Origin of the sequence: Lyngbya sp. CCAP 1446/10 (genome assembly GCF_026130175.1) — a bacterium.
GTDB lineage: Bacteria > Cyanobacteriota > Cyanobacteriia > Cyanobacteriales > Microcoleaceae > Microcoleus.
The window spans coordinates 106,603-124,884 of record NZ_JAIGNI010000010.1 but is presented as its reverse complement, the minus strand read 5'-3'; the positions used below and the strand labels follow the sequence as shown (position 1 = coordinate 124,884).

The following is an 18,282-nucleotide window of genomic DNA, read 5'->3' as shown; positions in this document are numbered from 1 at the left end:
CCTCTCCCCCTCTCCCCCTCTCCCCCTCTTGAGCAATAGACGGGTGTTTGACACGGAATGACTGGGGATTTTTCTCGGTACTGGCGATCAATGTCAGAGACTGCCCCGGTGCGATCGCCATGTGAAAAGTCGCTGCGTGCAAGTGATCCTCACAGTAGTCCAATCCGCGCTGCCTTTCTGCTGCCAAGTAAAATCCGTAGTACCAATTGTATAAATTCGTAGAGACTCGAAATTTAGCTTCTGTTGTGGCATCTGTCAGCAAATAAAGTGGCGATGCTCCCTCAAAAGCAGTCACGCAAACCCCCCGTGTCAAGGTTTCTAGCCTTATCGGCCAGTCGTCGGCGCTGGTGATGTGGTGGTAATCGCGGTAGTTGACTAGGGCTTTGACAGCGAGGGCGATCGGTTGTGAGGCGCGGTGCAAGCGGTATTGAATATATGTTGTGTTAGCACCTTGCTGCATCCAAATCCGTTTTTCGAGGATAGCGTCGGCGAGGGCAAACCTCCAAACAGGCGTCGTGCCTTCGAGGTGGAAGCTTTCGATGCAGTTGTAGCCGTGGGGTTCGATCGTACTATCGGCCCAGCGGTTGGTATAAAGCGGATAGGCGCGATCGGCATACACAGCCGTCTCGTCCAGCTTAGCGAGCATCAAAGTGCGTCCCAGCGGGGGTTTGAGGGCAGCTACCAGTAGGCCGTGATAGCGGCGAGTGAGGAGATTTGCGATCGTCCCGCTAGCGTAACCGCCGATCCCGTTGGTGACTAACCACTCGCGAGACTCCGCCGAGTCCAGATTGCAGCAGATTTCCCGTCCAAAAGTAATAGCCATAAAATACACGCTCACGCTGATTTGTGATCTACCTTTAGATATATTTTAGACATTATATAAACAAGAAATATCAACTATTGTAGGTGGTCAAGATTGGCGATCGCCCCGATCCAGATTCATGGTCTAATTTAGACATAGCCAACCGCTACTTTTGCCCCAGCGACAATTCTAGCCGTTGCTCTGTCTAAAGTTAGTTGTTTGTTATTTGAAGTAATATTACCCTCTACACAGGCGCTGCACCTTAAGAACACAGCCTTTGATAGCGCCCAAAGGGCGATCGGACAACCAACCTATTTTAATAAGGAGAACAACTCAAAGTGAAGATAGGAGCCAACTACCTCGGCAACAACCAATGTGAATTTACAGTTTGGGCGCCCACCCTCAAACAAATAGCCCTCCAAATTGTTTCCCCAAACAAACGCCTGATACCAATGCAACAATCCGTAGAAGGTTACTGGCAAACCACAGCTACAGACATCCAACCAGAAACCCTTTACACCTACCAACTCGAAGGAAAAACCGACCGACCAGACCCAGCCTCAAAATATCAACCCCAAGGCGTACATTCCCCATCCCAAGTAATAGATGAAAACGACTTTACTTGGACTGATAAAAATTGGCAAGGCGTGCCGCTCGCTGACACAATAATTTATGAATTGCACGTCGGTACATTCACCCAAGCCGGAACATTTGAAGCAATAATTCCCCAACTCAAACAACTCACAGAATTGGGAATCAACGCCATAGAAATCATGCCAGTTGCCCAATTTCCCGGCGATCGAAACTGGGGATACGACGGCGTATATCCCTACGCCGTCCAAAACTCCTACGGCGGCCCCGAAGGCTTCAAAAAACTCATCAACGCCTGCCACGAACACGGCATCTCAGTAATTCTTGATGTAGTTTACAACCACCTCGGCCCCGAAGGAAACTACCTCCGCGACTTCGGCCCCTACTTTACCTCAAAATACGGATCAATTTGGGGAGACCCCCTCAACTTTGACGACGCATACAGCGACGGCGTGCGCAACTACTTTATTGAAAACGCCCTCTACTGGTTTCGAGACTATCACATTGATGCCCTGAGATTAGATGCAATTCAAGCAATATTTGAAGTCGGTGCCAGACCATTTTTGCAAGAACTCTCCGATGCCACAGCCGAGATTTCCCACGAACTCGGAAGGAAACTTTACTTAATCGCAGAAAGTGACTTAAACGATGTCCGCACAGTACGTCCTAAAGAACTCGGAGGCTTCGGATTAGATGCTCAATGGTGCGATGATTTTCACCACGCACTGCACACATTACTTACGGGAGAAAATGACCGATATTACCAAGACTTCGGCAAGTGTGAACACCTCGAAAAAGCCTTCAAAGAAAGCTTTGTTTACTCCGGTCAGTACGCCCCCCACAGAAAGCGAAAACACGGCAATTCAGTCAAAGATGAACCGGGCGATAAATTTTTGGTATTTTCCCAAACCCACGACCAAATCGGCAACCGCATTTTGGGAGACAGACTCTCGCAAATAGTTGACTTTGAAGCACTGAAACTCGCAGCCGGCACGGTGTTAATTTCTCCCTACATTCCCTTCCTGTTCATGGGAGAAGAATACGGAGAAACAGCGCCGTTTCTGTACTTTGTTTCTCACTCAGACCCTGACTTAATTGAAGCTATCCGCAAAGACAAACAACAAGAATTTAAAGCTTTTGAAGGTCGAGGCGAATTTCAAGACCCCCAGAGTCCTGACAGCTTCCACAAGTGCAAATTAAATTGGGAAAAACAAACAGCAGGAAAACACAAAATCCTCTGGGAATGGCATCAAAATTTGATTCAACTGCGGCGGACAATTCCCGCCCTGAAAAAACTCGATAAAAACAATCTAGAAGTCTCCAGCATTGAAGCCGAAAAAATCTTGTTTCTCCGTCGATGGACAGATGACAGCCAGATATTCTGCATTCTAAACTTCAACAGCCAAGAAGTGGCTTTTACGGCTGCACTTCCCCAAGGCAATGGTCACAAAATTTTAGACTCTGCTGATCTAAAATGGATGGGTTCAGGTTCTAGCTTGCCTGAAAAGATCAACTCTGAGCAAGAGTTGACTGTTAAACCACAGAGTTTCGCACTCTACGAATTAAGATAGAAATAGTAGATTCGGTTTCGCTGCTTATTAGTGTCAACAACCAGCTCAAATTTAGTATCAGCCTACTGTTTGATTTCCTAGTCTTCGCGATCCCCCCTAACCCCCTTAAGAAGGGGGGGACAAGAGACTCCTCAAAGTCCCCCTTTTTAAGGGGGATTTAGGGGGATCTAGACTAGCCTATAAGCGAGAGATATAAATGTTTTTAGGCGATTGTTGACACTGGGCGCTGCCGTTCTACCGAACCAACTATTTCTAATAGTAAACAAAAAAACCGAGCAACCAATCAATCAGGAGTAAAATTAACAGTGCTGAGAATTCCCACAACAACTTATCGGATTCAATTTCATGCAGGTTTTAACTTTGAAGCCGCCAAACAAATCCTGAGCTATCTGGAAGAATTAGGAATTACCGACCTTTACGCCTCACCAATATTTAAAGCCAGAAAAGGCAGCAGTCACGGATACGATGTGGTTGACTCAAATCAAATCAATCCCGAATTGGGAACCTCAGAAAATTTTGAAGCCCTCACATACGAAATCAATCAACGCAACATGGGATGGCTGCAAGATATTGTTCCGAACCACATGGCCTACGACACTCAAAACTTGTTGCTGTTAGATGTATTGGAACACGGCCCAGATTCCGACTATTTCGACTACTTCGATATTGAATGGAATCACGCTTACGAACATCTCAGAGGTCGAGTGCTGGCTCCGTTGCTGGGCAATTTTTATGGAGAGTGTCTGGAAAATAGCGAGATTCAACTGAAATACAGCGAAATTGGGCTGACTATCAATTACTACAGCTTAAAACTGCCAGTAAAAATTGAATCTTATGCTAATTTTATCAGTCATAATTTGGGGCATTTAGGCAGGGAATTAGGCAGGCGTCATCCAGATTTTATCAAGTTTCTGGGGATTTTTTATCTGATTAAAAATACACCTTCAGAAACTAAAGGCAAAGAAAGATATGATCAGATAGCTTTTGTCAAAGGACTACTGTGGGAACTGTACAACCAAAATCCCATTGTGCAGGAATTTATCGATGAAAATATCAATTTTTTCAACGGAAAAAAGGGCAATCCTGAAAGCTTTAATTTGCTAGATGAGTTGCTTTCCGAGCAGTTTTATCGTCTAGCTTTCTGGAAAGTTGGGGCCGAAGAAATCAACTACCGAAGATTTTTTACGGTTAACGAACTAATTTCGGTAAAAGTTGAAGAGATTAAAGTTTTTCACAAAAATCATGCTCTGATCTTCGACATGGTGGAACAGGGCAAGTTTACCGGATTGAGAATCGACCATATCGACGGACTTTACGACCCCACAGAATATTTGAAACGGCTCCGGGAGAGAACCGGAGACACTTATATTACTGTTGAAAAAATTCTGGAACATAAAGAAGATTTACCGTCATATTGGCCAATTGAGGGAACGAGTGGCTACGATTTTTTAAATTACGTAAACGGCGTTTTTTGTCGGTGCGATCGCGAACAGCAATTTACTGAAATCTATCAGAGATTTACTCGACTGAATGTTCCCTATGAACAGTTATTTTTAGATAAAAAAGGGCTAATTGTTGAGAAGAATTTGGCGGGAGATGTAGACAATCTGGCTCAACTTTTAAAGAATATTTCCGGTCAATCCCGACAGGGAAATGACTTTACTCGTCCGGGTTTGGAAAAAGCGCTGTCAGCAGTTTTGACGATTTTTCCAGTGTACCGAACTTACATAAATCAAGAGGGTTTGCGAGAGTCCGATCGCACTTACGTCAAATATGCGATCGCCCACGCCAAAGAGCAAGTGCCACGACTCCTCAAAGAACTGAAATTTATCGAAACGGTGCTGTTGCTGGAAGCAGAAGAAACCCTGACAACCGAACAAAAAGAGCAGCGCCGGCACTTTGTGATGAAACTCCAGCAGTTGACAGGCCCGTTGATGGCTAAAGGCGTTGAAGACACGCTATTATACGTCTATTATCGACTTTTATCCCTCAACGAAGTCGGAGGAAACCCCAGTCAGTTCGGCGTTTCTCTGGCGGATTTTCATGAGTTCAACAAGCAGCAGCAAGCAGCTTGGCCGCACAAAATGAACGCTACGGCTACCCACGATACCAAACGCGGGGAAGATGTGCGAGCCCGAATTAATGTACTCTCAGAAATTCCTGAGGAATGGGAACAGCAAGTCAGGTCTTGGAGAGAGCTAAACTCTTCTAAGAAAGTCAATTTTGTGAATCGAATGGTTCCCGATACTAATGACGAATACTTCTTGTACCAAACTTTGCTCGGCAGTTTTCCGTTTGAGGGAATTGAAAACACTGATTATGTCGATCGCCTCAAAGATTATGCGATCAAAGCCGTGCGCGAAGCCAAAGTTTATACGGCTTGGCTGAGACCGGATAATGACTACGAAACTGGGTTTATGACCTTTATTGATAGCATTCTCGAACCTTCGGAACAAAATCAATTCCTCAAAAAATTTCTACCTTTCTGGGAAAAAGTAGCTCATTACGGCATTTTCAATTCTTTATCTCAAACGCTGCTAAAAATCACGGCACCTGGAGTTCCAGACATTTACCAAGGCACGGAATTCTGGGATTTAAGCCACGTCGATCCAGATAACCGCCGTCCGGTAGATTTTGACCGCAGAATCAAGGTTTTGCGGGAAATCAAACAGCAAGCTCAGACGGATATTTTGGCACTGGTTGAAGATTTGATTGCGACGCGGGAAGATGCTAGAATTAAGTTGTTTTTGACGGCAAGATTGCTAGAAGCTAGAAAAAAATACTTGGAAGTCTTTAAATCAGGCGACTATCGACCTTTGGAGGTAGTTGGCACGTTTAAGGATAATGTTGTTGCCTTTTCCAGAAGCTTTGGAGATACGACAGTTATTGCGATCGCTCCTCGGTTTTTGACGGGAGTTGTCAAATCGGAAGAAATTGCGATCGGCAAACAAGTCTGGAAAGATACTCATCTGGTATTGTCGGAGCAAATGCCGTCGGTTTGGAAAGATGCGATTACTAATCAGGTGGTAGAAAGTAACGGTACGCTGGCAATTGGTGAAGCTCTCAGTTACTTTCCCACAGCTTTGCTGATTAGTCAGTTGACAGTTGTCGGTTGACAGTTGTCAGTTGTCAGTTGACAGTTGTCAGTTGATAGTTGTCAGTTGTCGGTTGTCAGTAGTGCTGTTCCCGATCGTTAGCGTTATTATTCAATACGGTTCAGTTAAGATTGTCCGAAGAGAGGAACGAAGCAATCGCAGTTTCTATTTTCCATGATTTTCCCTTTGATAATCTCTTATCTGAACTGTATTGCGTTATTCATTAGTCAGTAGTCATTAGGCGAATTGGTTGTTTATAACGACGGCGATAGGTTGAAACCTGTCGCTGTCGCTAGTGAATTATGAATAATATGAAACGAATTATCAGCAGTGTTTTGGTTTTGGGTGCGTGTTTGAGTCCTCTGACTGTGCCGCTGATGGTGCAACCTAGTTGGGCACAAAGCCCAAGTACACAGAGTCAAGAATTCCAGAGACTTATAGAGCAAGCAACGCAACAGGGACAGCAAGGAAAACACAAACAGGCGATCGAAACATGGCAGCAAGTTATAGTCATTTCGCAAAAAATTAAAATTAGAAAACTTGAAGTCTTAGCACTGATTGGCATTGGTTTTAACTACAACAGCATTTCTCAACCACAAGAGGCATTAAAATACTTGAACCAAGCTTTGCCGATTGCACTAGAAGTGGGCGATCGCTTTGGAGAAGCTGCTACTTTAGCTAATATCGGTTTAGTCTACAACAGCATTTCTCAGCCGCAAGAAGCCTTGAAATATTATAACCAAGCTTTACCAATTTGGCGGGAAGTGGGCGATCGCTTTGGAGAAGCTGCTACTTTGGGTAATATCGGTATAGTCTACAACAGTATTTCTCAACCACAAGAAGCCTTGAAATATTATAACCGAGCTTTGGTAATTACGCGGAAAGTGGGCGATCGCTTAAGGGAATTTACTGCTTTGACTAATATTGGTATAGTCTACAACAGTATTTCTCAACCACAAGAAGCCTTGAAATATTATAATCAAGCTTTGGTAATTTCGCGGGAAGAGGCCAATCGCTCTGGGGAATTTACTGCTTTGACTAATATTGGTATAGTCTACAACAGTATTTCTCAACCACAAGAAGCCTTGAAATATTATAACCAAGCTTTGGTAATTTCGCGGGAAGAGGGCAATCGCTCTGGGGAAGCTGCTACTTTGACTAATATTGGTGCAGTCTACAGCAGCATTTCTCAACCACAAGAGGCTTTGAAATATTATAACCAAGCTTTACCGATTGTGCGGGAAGTGGGCGATCACAGAGAGGAAGCTACTACTTTGACGAATATCGGTGCAACCTACGACAGCATTTCTCAGCCGCAAGAGGCTTTGAAATACTACAACCAAGCTTTGGCGATCGCGCGACAAATAGGCGATCGCACCCTGGAAGCTACAATTTTGGAGAGGATCAAAGCCGCCAACAAAACCAGTTGATGAGTCACAGCTTAAACTCTCCCCCACAAAGCCAATCCGCCGCCCCTTCCCCTCGCAGCAATTATCCCACTTTCTACCAGAAAATATGCAAAAAAAGCCTGCTTCCCCACACTTAAACTAAAAAATTCTGCCTCCCGCGATTCACCACCGCGAATAAATCCTTGATACAGGGTTTTACCCAACAATTTCACCGTAATTCTGGTAAAATCAAAAGCTAAAATATTCTGATTAACCAAAAACTTAGTCGGCCCGGAAAGAGTTAGCTCGATCGCACCTACGAGCACCGAATTCTCCACTTTGCCCATTTCACTAGGCATTTCGCCTTCAGCAACAGGTTCTACCGAGTAAGCAATTTGAATTTTCGCCACCCATTCAGGGATGTAACGTCCCGCGCCTAACACAATTCCCGCTTTTTGTCTACTCTTTTTCGTGCCGGTGATAAAGCACAAGCGCCAATTGCCGGTTAACTGCTTGAAAGAATAGCGAATTTTATTTTTTTTCGCGTTTTTCTCAGCTTCTAATAGCGCTGCGACTACGGTGGCGGCAGATGGTTTAGTATTCGATTTAGCGGCTTGTTCTAGAATTGATATGTTTTCCATTTAACTAATAATAACAGGAATTTCCTAGGGTTGATGCAAAATATTTAGGAACAGGCAAGATGCCTGTTCCACAAGAAGAGAGAAGAGAGAGTGATTGTGGGGTAGGCAAGATGCCTGCCTCTGATAGGCAACAGGCAAGATGCCTGTTCCACAAGAAAGAGAGAGATTGATTGTGGGTAGGCAAGATGCCTGTCTCTGATACATCTTTTCAAATCGGGTTTCAAAACTTTGATAATATTGGTTAAATATGACCAATATCTGTCAGTATAGAAATACATACTTCGATCGATCGCAAAAGAGGCCACCGTGCAACCCGTAGACTTTACAACTTTAACCGCCACTTGCAGCGAACTGCGAGCCAAATGGCTGCCAGCGCGCTTAGAACAAGTCTACCAGCGCGATCGATTTACAGTGTCCCTAGCCCTCCGCACCATGAATCAACGCGGCTGGATAGACATTTCATCCCATCCAGCAGCAGCCCGCATCTGCGTCGGCGACTCCCCGCCCCGAATTCCCGACACCTTCACCTTCAGCGAACAACTGCGCCACCAACTCAGCGGTTTAGCCTTAGTTTCCATCGCCCCCGTCTCCCCTTGGGAAAGAGTCATCGACTTGCAATTCGCCAAACGTCCGGGCGAACCAGCCCTCTGGCATCTCTACGCCGAAATCATGGGCAAATACAGCAATGTCATCCTCACCGCCGAAGATAATCTGGTTGTCACCTGTGCCCACCAAGTCAGCGCCAAACAGTCCAGCGTCCGCCCCATCCAAACCGGGCAACCCTACGAATTGCCCCCGTCTTTGACCGATGCAGTGCCGAGTCTTAGCGAATCTCTCGATCGCTGGCAAGAACGAATTAGCCTGGTCCCTGGGCAATTAAAGACCAATCTGTTGAAGAATTACCGAGGGTTGAGTAAGGTCTTAGTTGTGTCCATGATTCGATCGGCAAATCTCGACCCCGAACAATCCACCGACAGCCTGAATCCCCAGCAATGGCAGCAACTATTCCAGCGCTGGCTATACTGGCTGCAATGTCTAGAAAACTCCAAATTTCAACCAAGTTTTACCCCCGAAGGCTACAGCGTCATCGACTGGCCAACACCAGACGAAAAAGAGACAAATCCCGAAAACGAATCTAACTCCCCCAATCCGTTACATCCCCCACAAAATCCGCTGCCGAACTGTTCCGTCCAAGAAATACTCAACAGTTACTACACCGGTGAAATCAACCAACAAGTATTCGCCCAACTGCGACATCAGCTTACCCAAAAACTCAACAACGTCCTCGCAAAACTGCGCCTCAAAGCCAACACATTTAAAGAACGATTGCAGCAATCCGCAGGCGCAGACACCCACAAATCCCAAGCCGACTTGCTGATGGCAAACTTGCAGCATTGGGAACCCGGAATGAAATCAATTTCCCTCCCAGACTTTGAAACTGAAAAACCAGTAATCATTCCGTTAAACGTGGAAAAAAACGCAGTTCAAAACGCTCAAGCAATCTACAAAAAGCACCAAAAACTGAAAAGAGCCCGCATTGCAGTAGAACCTTTGTTAGCCGCCGTACAAGAAGAAATCGACTATTTAGAACAAGTCGAAGCTGCACTTTCGGTATTGGAAACCTACCGCAACACCCAAGATTTGCAAACCCTCGCCGAAATCCGTGAAGAACTGATCCAGCAAAAATATCTAGTTGTATCAGATTACCGTGGCAGTGACAAAAATGCTGCGATCGAATTTCACCGCTACCAAACCCCCAGCGGCTTTGAATTATTAATCGGGCGCAACAACCGCCAAAACGACCAACTCACCTTTCGCACAGCCAACGACTACGACTTGTGGTTTCACACCCTAGAGATTCCCGGAAGTCACGCCTTGCTACGTCTGACACCCGGTACAGTTGCTGAAGAAACCGATTTACAATTTGCGGCTGACATGACTGCATACTACAGTCGCGCCCGCCACAGCGAACAAGTCCCCGTGGTTTATACCGAACCGAAATATGTCTACAAGCCGAAGGGTGCGAAGCCTGGTATGGTTGTGTACAAGCAAGAGCGGATTGTCTGGGGTAGACCGCAGCAAGCCCCGGCATGATATGATGTGCGATCGAACAACCCGACTAAAATAGGTTCGTAGTGAGGACTTCAGTCCTCATCAACATCCGAGGACTGAAGTCCTCACTACAAACCCAAAAATCAGCTTCTAATGTAAAGTTTTATTACAAAAAAATAAATTTTATTGCAAAAGTACCACTTAAGACAGATGATATGTTTCTTAGAACCCGCTGCAAAGAAACGTGCAATTTGGGTTTCCTCACTGTGATAAAAACACTGTGAGAACAACAAACAACGGATTTAACTATTTGTGCAGACCAGCTTTTACTAAAGCTGGTCGTTTCTGTTTAAACAAAATAGACTTTAATTGCTTTTGTTCGCAAACTATCTTGAAATCAATCTGCGTACAGATACTACGATTGCAACGCCCGCGCCAGCTCGCAATCATAAACGTCGTTAACTGAATCGTATTGACTTATAGCGGTAAGGCGCGCACTGCCAGAGAAAGTCTGGCGTGTTTGTTAAGCTTGGTTTGAAGTCCGTAAAACGCTTGAAATTTGGTATTTTGTAGGGTGTGCACTGCGCACAGGTTGACTTTTTCGGTGCGCATTGCGCACAGGTTGACTTTTTCGGTGCGCATTGCGCACCCTACACATACAACTCCTAGAAAGTAAACGTAGTTCTCACCACCCCAATCACCAAATCAGAATTATTCTTATTGTGGTCAGGAGCAGTCAGCCAAATCACACCAGGAGTAATCGAAATATTGTCACTCAACTTAAACTGATAGAACCCTTCAATGTGCAGCGAAGTATCCTTATCTTCCGGCAAAGTATTATTAGTAGAACTCGTCACCCTCGGTTCCATACCTACCAGAATCCCCGCCACATTTCCTTCTTTCAACAAATCAGGAAAAGCCAAAGTAACAGCCCAGTTCCAGATTTTTTGGTCTCCCCGCTGCACAGAACCCAAGTTGGATAAAATGCGCTGGTTGGTGTAACCAGCCCAACCGCCAAGAGCAATTCGGCGACCCAGTTTCAACGAAGCCTGCGCGCCGTAGGAATTGCTAGAAACTGGCAGATTGCTGTCGCTGTCGATTCCGAAGGAACCGAGACGCGCCGGGAAGTTAGAAGCATTGCTGCCGGTACCGGTAACAAAGTTGTAGGAATTAACGTAAGTTAGACCTAAAGCCATAGTGCTTGTCGGTTTGAAAGTCAACTGAGCCAAAGCACCATAGGAACCGTTGAACAAACCGTTACCCCGCGTCGGGCTCGCAGCGTTGCCGGCCAAATATCCCAAACTCAGCTCAAGTTTTTCCCCAAACTGATGCCGCAGAGCGATACCAGAACCGCCAGTCAAATAGTAAATCGGGTTGCGAGTACCGAAGTTAGAAAGAGCGCCGCTGCCACCATCTCCGTCAAAGTAAGGGTTGACAGTGTTGGTAAAATCGTCAGCAGCGCCGGCGTTGGCTTCTAGAATTACAGTAGTGCTTTTACCTAGGGGGAATTGGTAAAGCAGCGCATCTAAAGCTACAGTATTGCTAGCCTCGCCGAAAGGCCCGGCATTAAACCGCAATTCTCCTTCAGCGGTTTTGGTATTATTAGTAGAAAACGAGCCCAAATTTAAAACTTGCAGTCGAGTTCTCAGCAAGTCTTGGCCTGAGAAACTCGTGTCAAAGTTCAGACGAACCCTGCTGCCAAAAGCTGTGGTTTTATCAGCTTCGCGGCCGTTAGCATCATCTCCGCCGGCGATACCTGTCAAAGCAAATACTACTTCGCCGTTAAGTTTAGTTGTAGTCGAAAACTGATTTGCTTCTAATTCAGACGTGCGTGCTTCCAAAGCATCGACGCGGCCGCGTAAAGTTGCCAATTCCGCTGCAAATTCTTCTTGGAGCTTTTGCAGAGAAGCCAAATCTTCTTTGGTTGCCAGATTTGTTGTACCGGCTTTGATCAGTTCGGTAACTTTATCTAAACACGCATTCAAACCGGCTGCAAATTCGTAGCGAGTCATCGCCCGGTTGCCGCGGAAAGTGCCGTCAGGATAACCAGCTATACACCCGTAGCGCTCTACTAGGGACTGCAAAGCTTGGAATGCCCAATCGGTGGGTCGAACGTCGGAAAGTTGCGAGACTGAGGTTACTTGGCCGACTGCATCTTCGCTGCCGCCTTCGGCGCTGTATTGGTTGATTTGTTCTAGAACATTTGACGGCGCTGGAGGCTGGGCAATTGGAGCGGTTGATTGGGAAATCTGCTCTGGTTGTGCGGCCGGTTTTTCGGCGCTGAGATTAGTCGGTGTGGCGACAGGTTGGGTTGCGCTTGAGTTTGCGGGCGCGACTGCGGGGATTTGTTCTGCGACAGGTTGGGTTGCGCTTGAGTTTGCGGGCGCGACTGCGGGGATTTGTTCTGCGACAGGTTGAGTTGCGCTTGAGTTTGCGGGCGCGACTGCGGGTTGGGTTTCGCTTAACTCTGCTGCTGCAACTGTATTGTTTTCTGGTGACGCGGCTTGTTCGGTAACTGGGGCTACCTTGGCTGGAACAATTTCTGTTTCAATAGTCTCAACAGTCAAGTTGCTAGTTAATGATGCTAGCTCAGCCGTCATTGTTGCTGTTTCAGGCTTTGTAGCTTCGGTTGCAGCACCTGCTAATTGCAATTGATTTGCTTGAGCTGTGGCAACTTCTACGGGTTGCTCTGCTGCTAGGGCTGTCGAAGATACGAGTAAACTTGCTGCTAATACAGCGGGACTGACTAAAAGTCCTTTCCACAAAAATTTTGACATTTTTTTCCTCACACCACGTTAATTCGATCGCCCTTTCCGAAAATTCAGTCGATCGCAAATCCCCTACAGTATTCCGTCTAATAGCATTTTTTGTCAACAATTGGGCGGATTTTTACCGGAGATTGCGGTTTGGCTGCCCTTGATTTCGGAAAAACCCCGTTGATTCCCAAAATCCTTAGCTGGAGCTAGATACTTACGTAGAAACCCGGTTGGTGGTTCCATCGTTCGTAAGTGATTGCTCAGTAGGACTAATATTGACAGCATTGGCGCAAATAAATCGTTCGATCGACTACACAAAAGTGAAAAAACTCAAATACGCCCTAGTTCACGAATGGTTGACACCCTCAGCTACCGGCGGTTCAGAACTCGTAGTGCAGGAAATCCTCAAATACATAGACGCTGATATCTATGCCCTGATTGACTTTGAATCGGCCAATCCCGAAAGCTATCTTTTCCAAAGACAGATTGGCACAACATTTTTGCAGCATTTTCCCAAGGCCCGCAGCGGCGTGCAAAAATATTTGCCATTTCTGCCGATCGCGATCGAACAACTAGATCTGCGAGAATACGACATCATTCTCTCATCATCCCACGCCGTCGCCAAAGGCATCCTCAGCAGTCCGCAGCAACTGCACGTCTGCTATTGCCACACACCCATGCGCTACGCTTGGGACTTAACTTTTGACTATTTACGCAGCAGCAAAGCCGGACGGGGCATTCCGGGCATCCTGACGCGATATTTGTTACACCGACTGCGGCAGTGGGATGTAATTTCCGCCAACCGCGTCGATTATTTCATCGCCAACTCCCAACATACGGCGCGCCGAATTTGGCGGTGTTATCGGCGACGGGCCGAGGTAATTTATCCGCCGGTCAATATCGAGCGATTTTCCTTGATGCGGCAAAAACAAGACTTTTATGTGACAGTGTGCCGCTTGGTAAGCTACAAAAACGTAAGTGCGATCGTCCAAGCATTCAATCAACTAGGGCATACTCTCATTGTTATCGGCACCGGCCCAGAATTAGAAATGATTCGGCAAATCGCCAAACCCAACGTGCAACTACTCGGCTGGCAGCCTGCATCCGTAGTGGAAAAGTACATGGCAGAAGCAAAAGCCTTTGTCTATGCAGCTTGTGAAGATTTTGGCATCGCTTTAGTAGAAGCTCAAGCTGGCGGCACACCCGTAATAGCCTATGCAGCAGGCGGCGCTTTGGAGACAGTGCTCGACATTCGCCAACACCCAGAAACAGGGACTGGTTTATTTTTTCCATCCCAAACCGCAGCAGCGATAGTCGAAGCCGTCGAGGAATTTGAGCAGTTGCAAGGAAAATTTCAGCCGGAAATGGCACGGTTGCACGCCGAAAAGTTTGCCCCCGAAGTCTTTGAGCAGCGCTATCTGGCTTTTGTCGAACAGTGCTATCAGGAATTTAAATCCGGCGATTTTTCCAAGTCGGGGACTTGAGAGTGGCAGAGTCCGAGTGGGACACTGGCAGACTCGGAGACCTGGAAAATATTCTGCAATTGCTTCCGAAGCCCTCAAAACCGCTCTACATAAGTACCTTGTCCATTCTTCCTTCTTCCTTCTTCCTTCTTCCTTCTTCCTTCTTCCTTCTTCTGAATTCAGAAAATTGAGTATTTGAAACATAATTCAGAGAACAAAGCGTCTTGAGGCTTTATGATCATGACTGTGTGTGGTGTGAAGTGAAGGAGTAAGATGACTGCCGACAGCCAACTAATCTCCGGCAAGGTAATTCGAGCGATCGCGAGACGCGGTTTTGGGTCTGTCCTCGACGGAGATAGACGCATAAGTCGTTCTCTACAGAGACTCGACGGAGAAATTTTCAAGCGGTTATTTGATATCCTCTTTTCATTATCGGTTCTGATCCTGTTTGCTCCGGTTTACCTGCTTTTGGCTCTCTCAATCGCCTTAAGCTCGTCCGGGCCTATCTTTTACGTACAGGAACGAGTAGGCAAAAACCGTAAAATGTTTTATTGCCTTAAATTCAGAACGATGGTGGAAAATGCGGATGACATATTGCTGGAAATCATGAAAAATTCTCCGCATTTGCGTCAAGAGTTTGAGGACAATTTCAAACTGAAACAAGACCCTCGAATTACCTGGATTGGAAGATTTTTACGAATGACCAGTTTAGACGAATTTCCCCAGTTTTGGAATGTTTTAAAAGGAGATATGAGCGTCGTCGGGCCGAGACCTTTAGTTGAAGAAGAACTGCCGAGATACGGCCGTCACATCAACAAAATTCTCACCATTAGACCTGGAATTACAGGCCTATGGCAAGTTTCCGGTCGCAACGACATTCCCTATCCCCAGCGAGTCCAGATCGACCTCTATTACGCCAATGACAAAAACCTTTGGATGGATATGTGGATTGTTTTCAAAACAATAGGAGTTGTGATTTTTCCTAAAAATAACGGCGCATATTAATTATTGTCCGCAGTCAGCAATCGGTAGTTAGTTTGTTTTGTTACTGACCACTGATGCTGACTACTGACAGCAAGCTACAAACTCTTTGCTAAAACTAAACACTTCCTTGATGCCGATCGAAGAATTGTGAGTTAAGGTAGAGCTTGAGCATACGATCGGCAAACAAAAAACTCTGTCCGAAACGTCCGAAGCGAATTAACACAGCCTGTCAAAGGAAAATTCAGATGACGCAACGCAAGCGAGCGCTAATAACAGGTATTACAGGTCAAGACGGCTCCTACTTGAGCGAATTACTGCTAGAACAAGGATATGAAGTTCACGGGATTATCCGGCGCAGTTCTAGTTTCAATACCGATCGCATTGACCACATCTATGTCGATCCTCACAGCGAGGGTGCACGGCTGTTTCTGCACTACGGCGACTTAACCGACGGCACGACTCTCCGCCGAATATTGGAACAAGTTCAGCCTGTAGAAGTTTATAACTTAGGTGCTCAATCTCACGTTCGAGTTAGTTTTGACTCGCCGGAATATACGGTTGATGCCGTAGGGATGGGAGTATTACGTTTGTTAGAAGCAATACGGGACTACCAGAATCGCACAGGCATAGAAGTGCGGTTTTATCAAGCAGGTTCTTCAGAAATGTTTGGTTTGGTGCAGGAAGTTCCGCAGAAGGAAACAACTCCTTTTTATCCCAGAAGTCCTTATGCTTGCGCCAAAGTTTACGGTCACTGGCAAACAGTAAATTATCGCGAATCCTACGGACTTTTTGCCTCCAACGGCATCTTGTTCAATCACGAATCTCCGCGCCGGGGCGAAACTTTTGTCACCCGCAAAATTACTCGCGCTGTTGCCAGAATTGTCGCCGGCAAACAGAAAAAACTTTATTTGGGCAATCTCGATTCCAAGCGAGACTGGGGTTATGCTAAAGACTACGTGCGGGCGATGTGGCTAATTCTGCAACAAGATAAGCCTGACGATTTTGTCATTGCTACAAATGAGACTCATTCCATTAAAGAATTTCTCGATTTGGCCTTCACTTATGTCAATTTAGATTGGCAAAAATATGTGGAGTTTGACGAACGCTACCTGCGTCCGGCAGAAGTCGAACTGTTGATTGGCGATTCGACCAAGGCCCGCAAGCAGTTGAATTGGGAACCTTCTGTAACTTTTCAGGAGTTAGTACATTTAATGGTAGATGCTGACATTAAAGCTCTAGAAAAGCAGGAACGAGGTTCTGGTAACGGATTTGATTAAGTCGCAAAACTCAGCGGTCAGTCGATTTTAGATGTTAGATGTTAGATGTTAGATTTTAGATTTACTCCACAGATGAATCTGAAAGCTTGAACTAGGGTCTAAAATTTTTGACACTCCCCGACTCCTGTCAGGGGCTTGTATCCTTTTCCGGGCGGGGTCACTGCTAACAATTTGTAGGGTAGTGCCCCGTGTCTGCCCCGATTCGCCGCGAAAGGGGTACACCGGGATTTCCTCTACAAATTGTTCATAACTGATAATAAGATTGTTGCAGCTATTAGCTTGGGCATTCAAAGAATCAGCTTAATTGCTAGGAAAATTTTCGGATCTGCGAGCTAATAAAAACATTAAAATGATCGCTGAGAACTCGCGGCACATAAGTCTAATTTTTGGGTTCGGACGGGGTGTATTGTGCTTATCTACAGCAGCTAAAACGGATTTGTTGACACGCGCATCCTGTAGCTGAAAGCTTTTTTAGCTAAAGTCAACAATTTGAAAATGGAAATTGTCGATCGACCTTTATTCAAAATCCCCAGGATAAAATTATGACCAGCTTGGATTTAAGCAGCAAACGCATTCTAGTTACGGGCGGCGCCGGTTTCCTGGGCCGTCAGGTAATTGACCAGTTAGTCAAAGCAGGAGCCGATGCTGATAAAATTGCAGTAACGCGATCGATCGACTGCGACCTCCGCGTTATGGAAAACTGCAAGCGCGCCGCCGACAAACAAGACATCATCATACACTTAGCAGCCCACGTCGGCGGCATCGGTTTAAACCTAATTAAACCAGCAGAACTATTTTATGACAATTTAATGATGGGCGCGCAACTAATCCACGCAGCCTACGAAGCAGGAGTAGAAAAATTCGTCTGCGTCGGTACAATTTGCGCCTATCCAAACTTAACCCCAGTTCCCTTCAAAGAAGACAACCTTTGGAACGGATATCCAGAAGTAACCAACGCACCTTACGGAATAGCAAAGAAAGCCTTATTAGTGCAACTGCAATCCTACCGCCAGCAGTACGGATTCAACGGTATCTACTTGCTACCAGTAAATTTATACGGCCCGGAAGATAACTTTGACCCGAAAAGTTCCCACGTCATCCCCGCATTAATTCGCAAAGTCTACGAAGCCCAAGAAAGGGGAGACAAAACATTACCTGTTTGGGGAGATGGCAGCCCCAGCCGCGAGTTTTTGTATTCCACAGATGCCGCGCGCGGGATTGTGATGGCGGCTCAATCTTACAATGAATCTGACCCGGTTAATTTGGGAACTAATAGTGAAGTTAAAATTCGCGATTTAGTGGAAACAATTTGCGAATTGATGGGATATGAGGGAGAAATAGTTTGGGAAACAGACAAACCGAACGGTCAGCCGCGCCGCTGTTTGGATACCGAAAGGGCTAAGGAAAGGTTTGGTTTTGTGGCTGAAATGGGCTTTAAGGAAGGGTTGAAAAATACGATTGATTGGTATCGCAAACACGCAGTTTGAGTTAATAAAGCCCCGGTTTATTGAATAAATCGGGGCTTTATTGAATGAGATTCGGCGGCTTAAACTGAGACCATACAAACGATGTTTGCCTCCGCAGACTAAGAATAAGAATTTATACCAATCGATCGCCTTTTGGGGAGAGTTCTCCTACAATAATTACTTGTAGAACACCTTT

General features: G+C 45.9%; 11 protein-coding genes. 8 read left to right on the top strand and 3 right to left on the bottom strand.

Annotation, left to right across the window (positions count from 1 at the left end; genetic code table 11):
* Positions 1–823 (bottom strand): glycogen debranching enzyme N-terminal domain-containing protein (locus K4039_RS07175; protein ID WP_265234457.1); only part of this gene is annotated, 823 nt, incomplete at its 3' end.
* A 317-nt stretch (positions 824–1,140) separates the two neighbouring features.
* Here K4039_RS07175 and treZ point away from each other — a divergent pair.
* The 3 genes from treZ to K4039_RS07160 all read left to right on the top strand — a co-directional run bounded on the left by treZ (position 1,141) and on the right by K4039_RS07160 (position 7,489).
* A complete protein-coding gene (gene treZ, locus K4039_RS07170; protein ID WP_265234456.1) occupies positions 1,141–2,964 on the top strand; it encodes a malto-oligosyltrehalose trehalohydrolase in 1,824 nt (607 codons plus the stop codon).
* 308 nt (positions 2,965–3,272) lie between these two features.
* Positions 3,273–6,080, top strand: coding sequence for a malto-oligosyltrehalose synthase (treY, locus tag K4039_RS07165; protein WP_265234460.1), 2,808 nt, complete (start codon positions 3,273–3,275; stop codon positions 6,078–6,080).
* Positions 6,081–6,361: 281 nt separating this feature from the next.
* Positions 6,362–7,489, top strand: a complete 1,128-nt coding sequence (locus K4039_RS07160) for a tetratricopeptide repeat protein (protein ID WP_265234455.1) — start codon at positions 6,362–6,364, stop codon at positions 7,487–7,489.
* Positions 7,490–7,500: 11 nt separating this feature from the next.
* On the opposite strand, the gene K4039_RS07155 is transcribed toward K4039_RS07160, so the two are convergent.
* Positions 7,501–8,088, bottom strand: coding sequence for a hypothetical protein (locus K4039_RS07155; protein WP_265234454.1), 588 nt, complete (start codon positions 8,086–8,088; stop codon positions 7,501–7,503).
* Between the two features lie 306 nt (positions 8,089–8,394).
* On the opposite strand from K4039_RS07155, the gene K4039_RS07150 reads away from it, so the two are divergent.
* A complete protein-coding gene (locus K4039_RS07150) occupies positions 8,395–10,182 on the top strand; it encodes an NFACT family protein (RefSeq protein WP_265234453.1) in 1,788 nt (595 codons plus the stop codon).
* A gap of 623 nt (positions 10,183–10,805) precedes the next feature.
* On the opposite strand, the gene K4039_RS07145 is transcribed toward K4039_RS07150, so the two are convergent.
* The gene (locus K4039_RS07145; protein WP_265234452.1) at positions 10,806–12,917 is read right to left on the bottom strand and encodes an iron uptake porin; all 2,112 of its coding nucleotides are present in this window, start codon (positions 12,915–12,917) and stop codon (positions 10,806–10,808) included.
* Between the two features lie 299 nt (positions 12,918–13,216).
* Between K4039_RS07145 and K4039_RS07140 the strand changes: the two genes are divergently transcribed.
* The 4 genes from K4039_RS07140 to K4039_RS07125 all read left to right on the top strand — a co-directional run bounded on the left by K4039_RS07140 (position 13,217) and on the right by K4039_RS07125 (position 18,107).
* Positions 13,217–14,380 (top strand): glycosyltransferase, encoded by a 1,164-nt coding sequence (locus K4039_RS07140; RefSeq protein WP_265234451.1) that lies wholly within the window; start codon positions 13,217–13,219, stop codon positions 14,378–14,380.
* A 252-nt stretch (positions 14,381–14,632) separates the two neighbouring features.
* Entirely contained in the window at positions 14,633–15,364 is a 732-nt protein-coding gene (locus tag K4039_RS07135) for a sugar transferase (RefSeq protein ID WP_265234450.1), read from the top strand.
* A gap of 224 nt (positions 15,365–15,588) precedes the next feature.
* Positions 15,589–16,620, top strand: coding sequence for a GDP-mannose 4,6-dehydratase (gene gmd, locus K4039_RS07130; RefSeq protein ID WP_265234449.1), 1,032 nt, complete (start codon positions 15,589–15,591; stop codon positions 16,618–16,620).
* Between the two features lie 542 nt (positions 16,621–17,162).
* A complete protein-coding gene (locus tag K4039_RS07125; protein ID WP_265234448.1) occupies positions 17,163–18,107 on the top strand; it encodes a GDP-L-fucose synthase in 945 nt (314 codons plus the stop codon).
* The last annotated feature ends 175 nt before the right edge of the window (positions 18,108–18,282 follow it).

What these genes read in the sequence shown, in the direction of transcription:
- K4039_RS07160 (WP_265234455.1), top strand. Translation starts at nt 6,362, where the DNA reads ATGAATAATATGAAACGAATTATCAGCAGTGTTTTGGTTTTGGGTGCG.
- K4039_RS07155 (WP_265234454.1), bottom strand. Translation starts at nt 8,088, where the DNA reads ATGGAAAACATATCAATTCTAGAACAAGCCGCTAAATCGAATACTAAA.
- K4039_RS07145 (WP_265234452.1), bottom strand. Translation starts at nt 12,917, where the DNA reads ATGTCAAAATTTTTGTGGAAAGGACTTTTAGTCAGTCCCGCTGTATTA.
- K4039_RS07135 (WP_265234450.1), top strand. Translation starts at nt 14,633, where the DNA reads ATGACTGCCGACAGCCAACTAATCTCCGGCAAGGTAATTCGAGCGATC.
- gmd (WP_265234449.1), top strand. Translation starts at nt 15,589, where the DNA reads ATGACGCAACGCAAGCGAGCGCTAATAACAGGTATTACAGGTCAAGAC.
- K4039_RS07125 (WP_265234448.1), top strand. Translation starts at nt 17,163, where the DNA reads ATGACCAGCTTGGATTTAAGCAGCAAACGCATTCTAGTTACGGGCGGC.